Annotated in this window: 8 protein-coding genes, 1 tRNA gene and 1 pseudogene; 9 read left to right on the top strand and 1 reads right to left on the bottom strand. The window is 31.1% G+C overall.

Going from position 1 to position 8,313, the window contains the following annotated elements; all coding sequences use genetic code 11:
- The first annotated feature begins 103 nt into the window (after positions 1 to 103).
- The 9 genes from KH400_RS20555 (at position 104) to KH400_RS20515 (ending at position 7,768) form a co-directional block, all read left to right on the top strand.
- Positions 104 to 185: transfer RNA gene (locus KH400_RS20555), tRNA-Leu, on the top strand.
- Between the two features lie 127 nt (positions 186 to 312).
- Positions 313 to 1,239, top strand: a complete 927-nt coding sequence (locus tag KH400_RS20550; RefSeq protein WP_217227834.1) for a tyrosine-type recombinase/integrase — start codon at positions 313 to 315, stop codon at positions 1,237 to 1,239.
- 157 nt (positions 1,240 to 1,396) lie between these two features.
- The gene (locus KH400_RS20545) at positions 1,397 to 2,206 is read left to right on the top strand and encodes a replication initiator protein A (protein WP_217227832.1); all 810 of its coding nucleotides are present in this window, start codon (positions 1,397 to 1,399) and stop codon (positions 2,204 to 2,206) included.
- Positions 2,207 to 2,411: 205 nt separating this feature from the next.
- Positions 2,412 to 2,657: a hypothetical protein gene (locus KH400_RS20540; RefSeq protein WP_217227830.1), complete on the top strand. Its 246-nt coding sequence runs from the start codon at positions 2,412 to 2,414 to the stop codon at positions 2,655 to 2,657.
- A gap of 335 nt (positions 2,658 to 2,992) precedes the next feature.
- Positions 2,993 to 4,363: an antiviral reverse transcriptase Drt2 gene (gene drt2, locus KH400_RS20535; protein WP_246589938.1), complete on the top strand. Its 1,371-nt coding sequence runs from the start codon at positions 2,993 to 2,995 to the stop codon at positions 4,361 to 4,363.
- 41 nt (positions 4,364 to 4,404) lie between these two features.
- Complete coding sequence (locus KH400_RS20530) at positions 4,405 to 4,806, top strand: hypothetical protein (protein WP_217227828.1); 402 nt, start codon at positions 4,405 to 4,407, stop codon at positions 4,804 to 4,806.
- Between the two features lie 247 nt (positions 4,807 to 5,053).
- Positions 5,054 to 5,386, top strand: a complete 333-nt coding sequence (locus tag KH400_RS20525) for a DUF771 domain-containing protein (protein WP_217227826.1) — start codon at positions 5,054 to 5,056, stop codon at positions 5,384 to 5,386.
- 286 nt (positions 5,387 to 5,672) lie between these two features.
- On the top strand, positions 5,673 to 7,028 hold the full coding sequence (locus KH400_RS20520; protein ID WP_217227822.1) for a YonV family putative phage-derived protein: 1,356 nt from the start codon (positions 5,673 to 5,675) through the stop codon (positions 7,026 to 7,028).
- Positions 7,029 to 7,201: 173 nt separating this feature from the next.
- Positions 7,202 to 7,768 carry a recombinase family protein gene (locus KH400_RS20515; protein ID WP_217227821.1) on the top strand — a complete coding sequence of 189 codons (567 nt, stop codon included), beginning with the start codon at positions 7,202 to 7,204 and terminating at the stop codon, positions 7,766 to 7,768.
- A 108-nt stretch (positions 7,769 to 7,876) separates the two neighbouring features.
- On the opposite strand, the pseudogene radC reads toward KH400_RS20515, so the two are convergent.
- Positions 7,877 to 8,239 (bottom strand): annotated as a pseudogene (gene radC / locus KH400_RS20510) (RadC family protein); the annotation flags it as partial.
- Positions 8,240 to 8,313: the final 74 nt, after the last annotated feature.

Below are 8,313 nucleotides of genomic sequence, written 5' to 3'. Positions count from 1 at the left end.
GAATTGGCAGACACACAGGACTTAAAATCCTGCGGTAGGTGACTACCGTGCCGGTTCAAGTCCGGCCCTCGGCACCATTTAAATTACTATAGATCATTATCATGCCGGTGTGGCGGAATTGGCAGACGCGCACGACTCAAAATCGTGTTCCTTCTGGAGTGTCGGTTCGACCCCGACCACCGGTATCATAAACCCAGTAATATCAAGACTTCAACGATTATGTTGAGGTCTTTTTTATTTGGGCTTTTCACGATCAAAATAATCAAAAATCGTGTGCCTCGAATCGTGTGCCGCGCTTAGGAGGTTGTTATTGTGGGAAGACGTAAGGAATTAACTGAAGAAGAATTAAAAATTATTAAAAAGGCTATTAGTGATGAAGAAGCTTTTGAAAAATTCTTTAGGAACTGCTATTTGAAAAACTTAAGACCAGCAACAATTGAGTATTATAAAAATGAATTTCACGGTGCAAAGAAACTTATCTCAAAGGAATTAGTTGAATGCAGTCAAAAGGATATTGAAGAATTAATCCTTCAAAGTAAAAAGTTAATGAAGGTAACTACTATAAATACTCGGCTGCGTGCTCTTCGTGCGTTTTATAACTATTTATACAAAGATAATCTAATTGATAACAATCCAATGAAGAATATTAAATTGCTAAGAGATAGACAAAAGACTATTGAGACATTAGATAATAAAGAAATTGAATTGTTAGTAAAGACAATTCGTAAACAGAAAACTTTTATTGGTTTTAGAGATGAAACAATATTATTGGTTTTTCTTGATACTGGTGTTCGATTGTCTGAATTAGTTGGAATTGAAGTTGATGATGTGAGAGATAACAAAATTATTATAAGAAGGACAAAGAATCTCTTTGAGAGAGTTGTTTATTTATCAGATACAACAAAAGAGCAGCTAAAAAGATATATAACAATCAGAGGCAATGTGGAAACTAATAAGCTGTTTATTAATCATGATGAAAATGAACTTAAACCACATAGTATCCAAACAAGATTTTATAAGTATGGCAATGAAGCAAACATCACCAAGAGAGTAAGTCCACATACATTTAGACATACAATGGCAAAAAGAATGATAATGGCTGGTGTTGATGCTTTTACTTTGATGACCATTTTAGGCCATAGTGATATGACAATCACAAAGAGATATGTAAATCTATGGGGACCAGACATTGAACAAAAGCATAAGCAATATGGTGCTTTAAAGGGACTAAAACTTTAATTTTACGAATGCGTGTTCGTGTAATAAAATAAATAAAAGAGATGGCATATGAGTTTGGCGGCTCACCATCTCTTAATCCAAATCACAGAAGAATTAACTTCTTTATATAAGCATAATAGCAAGTCTTTTTCTTCTGTGTCAAGAAGGGGAAAGGTTAGTGAGCAGGTATTACACAGAATCGGACACACCAAACATTATTTTCTATAAGGTTCCTAAAGTGCTTATTCTTTCAGAACGCTATAAGAAGATGAAACCTAATGCATTAAAGCTGTACATCGTATTGCTTGATCGGTTGCAGCTCTCTATGCAAAATCATTGGATCGACGAAAATGGATATTATGTCAGGATGAGTAAAGAACATGGTAGTGACTTACTAAATATATCCGAGCCAACTTTCATAACTTCCAAGAAAGAATTACATAAGTTAGGATTGATAGAAGAAAAACGAGTTGGGCTTAATAAAGCGAACTTAATTTATGTTTTGAAAGTTGATTACAGTGACGAAGATTTATACAAAATTAAACAAGAAGACGCTGAAATGGTTGTGGGAGAACGGAAGTTAAAAAATTTAACTTCTAGAAATAAAAAAATTGAACTTCAAGAAGATAAAAAACTTAACTCTATTAAAAATAATATTAAAGAAAAGGATATAAATAATAAGAAATATCTTGTTAACAAAGATACAGTTAACACTGATGAAATAATTCATAAGTTAACGAATGAATACCGTATAAAAGGTCTTAGCAAAGAAGTTTGTATGAGAGTAGTGGATGAAGTAATGAGCAACATTGGTGAAATTGAAAACTTAGGAGGTTACCTTCGAACTTGCTTAGAGAACACTTTATATAAAAGTAAAGTTAGAAAAGGAGAAATTAATCCGTTTGAGAGAATACAAGAAAGACTAAAAGGTACTGATATTCCATATTATGATTGGCTTAATGGTGACGATGATGGGTTACCATATTAGAATATATTTCGAATAGTGACGATAGGCTCGAGGATAGCCTATATTGGATTTTGAAAGATAAGATAATATATTTCTATTATTTATTATGAAATGATCATACTGCTCAAATATATCCTTTTATTGGAATGTAGTATTTTAATTGATTTGCTTTACGTTTGTTATTGACGCAGTATAATAACTCAGTAAAAAACAGAAGGAGATTAAAATGATGAAAATAAAAATTAAAGAAAATGTTGCTGAATTATATATTGCCGAAAATATGGACCTCGATGGAAATTATTACGGTAATGCAAAATGGGAATCATTTTTGTGGGAATTGGCGGGAAAGTTATTGGAAGTTGTAAATTATGATTTGTTAGGAAGTACGTTTGACACAAAGCCAATAAAAGGATTAACAAGTAAGGGATTTACTATTCCAAAGGAATATATTCAAGAGGTTATTTATAATTAGGACGGTCGGAAAATGAATAACAACAGCGTTATATATTGGAAAAATCTATCATTTTATGATACTATTAAATTGTCTCATAAAATTGAGTTATGAGGGTGATTGGTGAATTACTGTCAAGCTTTATCCATTCTTTAATAATCTCTGTTACTAAACAGTACATTATTATAATGGACATTGCTAAAGAATTATCCATCGTCAAGATTTCAACTCCTCCAGTTATTGACCTTTCTATTATACTAATTAAAGTATAGCATATCAGTGAATTCAGTGGTCCTATTATAGACTAGAAATGGTCTATAAATGAAACAAGGTATGCTTGCAAGGGGTGACTGGTAATGAATCAGAATAATAGACCACGATTATATACCTTTGCAAGCTCTGCTAAAATTCAAGAAGATAAGTATAGTATGAAAAGGTATGTGCATTTCGATAACAAAGTTTCTTTTAAAAATATTAAGGAAAAAATAATGGACCCATGTTGGATAGCTCAGCATGGGTTTTATCCGTTTATCCATTTTCAAATTAAATTCAATAAATATATAAAGAAAGAAATTGAAGGAAAACGAAAAAAAGAAAAAATAAGAGAAATCTTTTATGCTTCTCATGTTGATAGCTATATTTATAAATATTATGGAGATGTTTTAAATCATAAATATAATGAAACAGTTGATAAGCTTGGAATAAATAAGGTAGCTACTGCTTATAGAAACAATCTACCAGGGAAAAGCAATATTCACTTTGCGAAAGAGGTTATCGATTTTATTAGCAATCAAGAAAAAGCTTTTATTTATGTGGCTGATTTCACTAAGTTCTTTGATAATATTGATCATAAATATTTAAAAGAAAGAATCAGAACTGTTTTAGAAGTTGAAACTCTGCCTGATGATTTTTATGCAGTATTTAAAAATATAACAAGATTTAGTTGGGTTGAAAAAGGTGACATCGATGAAAAATTAAAGGTCTTATATGGAGATGAAATTCCAAATTTAGAAAGATACTTTACTGAAAAGGAATTTAGAGAATTCAAAAAAAGTAATATACAGAAAAATATTAAGTCATTTGGAATACCACAAGGGGCTGGAATAAGCTCAGTTTGTTCAAATATCTATCTAATTGACTTTGATAAGATGATAAATGATCACGTTGAGAAAAGTGGTGGACTCTACAGAAGATATTGTGATGATTTGATTATTGTTATTCCGATTGATGATAAAGATCAATTCAATTATAAATATCATATGGACTTTGTAGAGCATATAAAAAATGAGATACCTAATTTAGACATTCAAGAGGAAAAAACTGAACAATATTATTATGATCAAAATAAAATCCTAGATATGAATCATGAACCATCTGTACTGGACTATTTAGGCTTTAGTTTTAATGGTTCTGATGTGAAAATAAGAGAAAAGAGTTTATTTAAGTATTATAGTAGAGCATATAAAAAGGTTAGGATATGTAATAGATTAACCGAAAGACATGTACATAATCAAAAGGCTCAACGAAGAAACTTATATAAAAATTACACTCACCTTGGAAAGAAACATAAGGGCCATGGAAATTTTATAACTTATGCGTATCGAGCACAAAGAGTATTTGATAAAGGATCTAAAACAAATAATCTTATGGAGCATCAAGTAAAGAATCACTGGAAAAAAATTAATGCTAGGTTGCAGAATAACAAAGATAGCAAAAAGAAAGACTGAATGGAATAATAATGGGTGAAAACTTGGAAGGTGATTACTTTATGACTACTCCGTCACAGCAAGAAATTGATAATATAAAAAATGAAATAGAGTGTAGATTGAAAAGAAATAATTCAAAACAAAGTGACAGGGAATTTTATATAGGGGCTTGTTATGATGCGTCCGAAATCACTTTGGAATTATTACACCAATATGGATATAACAAATATAAAAAAGGTGTATGCTGGATTAATGAAGTTGATCATTGTGTTGTATATGAAGATTTAAAATATGACGGTGACCGACCTTATTATTCAGGAGTAATTGATATGACAGCTGTTCAATTCCATGGAGAAGAAGGCTTAGAGGATTATCATCAAGAGTTTTGCAAATATAAATATGGCAAAATTCCAGATCATCATAGCCAAAAGCATTATAAAGTAAAAAAAGAGGATCTTACTTGAAGAATAAAAAGCTTTTAGTAAAGTAGTTCTACAAGAATAGGATAGTTTTAATTATGAATGTTTTTGGTCACTGTAAAGTGGCCTTTTTAATTATATAGAAATGATCGTATTATAAAATTCTCATTTTATTAATAATAAATGAAAGGATTAATAATTTGTTGCAATTGTTAATAAAAATAATCTTAATGTTAGGACTACGCTAAGTGGTATGAGCCCTTTATAGGTTAATAGGAAGGATTGATGGTAAATGGAAAATACACAAAAGCTAATAGTTAATCTTAGTATTCCTATTCCCTCAGACTCTATTCTAATTTCTAAAGTTGAATTAGAAGAACTTAAAAAACAAGAATTACTAGGTGTTTATTGGACTATGAGGGATTTAGAAAAACGTGTTAATCGTAAATCTGAATGGATTAAAGAAAATATTCTTTATCCATCTCGATTCCGAAAGATACTAGATTGTGAAAATGGTGGGTATGTATTTTATCCAAGAACCCAAGGGCAAAGCTGGAGCTTTCAAGCAAACAGGATGGCAAAATTCTTAGATGAAAATTTCAGTTTGATTTTTAAGCAGATTTAGATGGTTTTTATTAATTTAGTCTTTGAAACAAGAAGAGCTGCCATTGTTATGCTAGGTCTTTTTTGTACCTTTAAATGTATTCTAATCTTAGTATTTATGCACCGTTTTATATATCTTTTATAAGAGATAGGGCTCTTAAAGTATTGCGGTTGGTACGTTTTTTTGTAGTTTTTGCACCAATTTTGTGTAAAGATAAATTTTTTATTCCAATTGATTTACACTTCATAACTTCAAGATATAAAAGTTATGAACTTAAACAATAAATCAATTGGAGGATTTTATTATTATGGAAATAAAGGTAATTGACGCTATATGTGGAGCTGGGAAAACAAGTTATGCAATTCAGACCATAAATGATCACTCGCAGGTGGGATTTGGTACAGATGGTGATATTTTTACAAGTGATAAAAAGTTTATTTATGTGACTCCGTATCTAGCTGAAGTGGAAAGAGTTTTAAATTCAACTAAAGCCGAGTTTGCTGAACCTTATTCAAAACGGGGTTCTAAATATGAGCATGCAAAGAAACTAATTGAAGATGGGAAATCTATTGTAATGACTCACAAGCTATTCTCAATGCTTGATAATGAAACATTAGATAGCATTGAATCTGAAGGATACGTTCTATTTATGGATGAAGTTGCAAACGTTCTTGAACAAATTAGAATTTCTCAGCAAGACATACAAGTACTCATAAAAAGTAGACAAATTGAAATTGATGTTGATGGACAAGTTCACTGGATAGCTGAAGAATATGAATCAGTTGAAGATAATCGTTTTAGGGATATTCGGGTTTTAGCGGAAAATGAAAATTTATTTATTTATAACAATATAGCAATGTTTTGGACCATGAATATCAGAGCTTTTTTAGCATTCGATGAAGTTTATATTCTTACGTATTTGTTTGATGGACAAATTCAAAAATACTATTATGACTTATATGATGTTCAGTATGAGAAATATTCTGTTGTTCAAAAGAATGGTCGTTATGAATTGGTAGATTACAACAGCTTAATTGAGCCAAGAGGAGAAATAGGGGATCTATTAACAATTTACGAAGACTACCAATCATCAACAGGAAGAAAAAGTAATTTAAACACAAACTTCCTTCAGAATCCATTGAAAAACAAAATAGATGACTCAAGAACAGCTCTATCAAAAAGTTGGTTTGATAAGGCACATAAAACTCAAATTGAACAACTCAGAAAGAATTTAATAAATTTTTTTAGGAATCGGTGCATTACTGAACCATCAAATCAAAAGTTATTTTGGACAACGCTTAAGAGTTACGCTCCAAAACTAAAAAACAAAAAATGTACATTAAATAAGAAAGATGACCGTTCTAGGGATAATTATGTTCCATTGAATATGAGAGCTACAAATGCATATTCAGAGTGCACAGCAATGGCTTATGTATATAATCGTTTTATGAATCCTATGGAAAATCGTTTCTTTAACAGTAGAGGTATTAAAGTAGATGTAGATCAACTAGCGATGTCAGATTTAATTCAATTTTTATTTCGAGGGTGTATTAGAAACGGGCAACCAATGGATTGTTATATACCCTCTGAAAGAATGAGAGAGTTATTGATGCAATGGGTAGATTTCGCAGAGGGTAATGACGAATATGTAGTAGGAGAATAAAAACTGATGTTTGTTCTTAGGCTATCTGTCTATAATCTGTCTAAAAATATTAACTTTTGTACAAATTAAAATTTAAAATAAAAGATTAGAAAATGGGCTGTGTAAGCTGTCTAAAAGTTAGTATATAATTATATGTATAAAACATAATAGACTTTTAAACAGAGGTGCTTTAATTGGCTTTAATAGGATACGCTAGAGTTTCAACAGTTGGGCAATCACTTGAAACCCAAGTTGATTTACTAAAGGAATACGGTTGTACAAAGGTATTTGAGGAAAAAGTTTCGGGTGCAAAAGGAAATCGAAAAGCTCTTCATGAGGTGTTAGATTATTTACGAGAAAGGGACAAACTTATTGTTACCAAAATAGACAGACTTGCTCGCTCAGTAAAAGACTTGCACAACATTGCTAGTCAGTTAGAGGATAGAGGCATTGGTCTTGTTTTCTTGAAGGAACAAATAGATTTCTCCACTCCATCAGGAAAATTAATGTTCACTATGCTTGGAGCAATTGGTGAGTTTGAAAGAGACTTAATTAATGAAAGAACAGCTGAAGGAAGAGAGAGGGCGAAAAAGCAAGGTAAGCATATGGGAAGACCAGCTCAACCAAATAAAAACATAGAACGTGCAATGGATCTCTTTGATAATCGAGTAGATAATAAAATCAGTGTGAATGATATAGTTAAGATGACAGGTGTTCCAAGGAGCACTATTTATGCTGAAGTAAAGAAGAGGAAAGTATAGATACTAGTGTTTTTTTTAGTGTTTGTTTATCACAATAATATGGTAAATAAAAAGGGCCCTAGGTTTTTCCAGGGCTTTTAATCTCCTATGTTTTTAAAAGGAATATATTTATATATACCCTTTTTCTTTCATTGATATAAACTTTCCAAATTGACCAATTATCACATGATCAAGCAGTTCAATGCCTACAGTTTTACCAACGTCTGTTAATCTTTTAGTAACCTCTACATCTTCATTACTAGGACTAGGATTCCCAGATGGATGGTTATGGGCTACAATAATTGAAGCAGCACTTAGTCTTATTGCTTCTTTAAATGTCTCACGCGGATGAACGATGCTTGCATTCAATGAACCTTTAAAAATATTTTTTCTGCCGATAACTACATTTTTTGTATTAAGGAAGATTGCTTCAAAATGTTCTTGATGTAACCCCTCTAAATCATTAAAATATTTTGCTGCATCTTCAGGTGTAAACGATAAACTAGAATCAACAGTTTTCTACATATAAAAATGAACAGATTTCACCAAATAAGATTAAACAGTTC

It is taken from the genome of Desertibacillus haloalkaliphilus (genome assembly GCF_019039105.1).
Taxonomy (GTDB): domain Bacteria; phylum Bacillota; class Bacilli; order Bacillales; family KJ1-10-99; genus Desertibacillus; species Desertibacillus haloalkaliphilus.
This window is presented reverse-complemented; position numbering and strand designations above follow the sequence as displayed.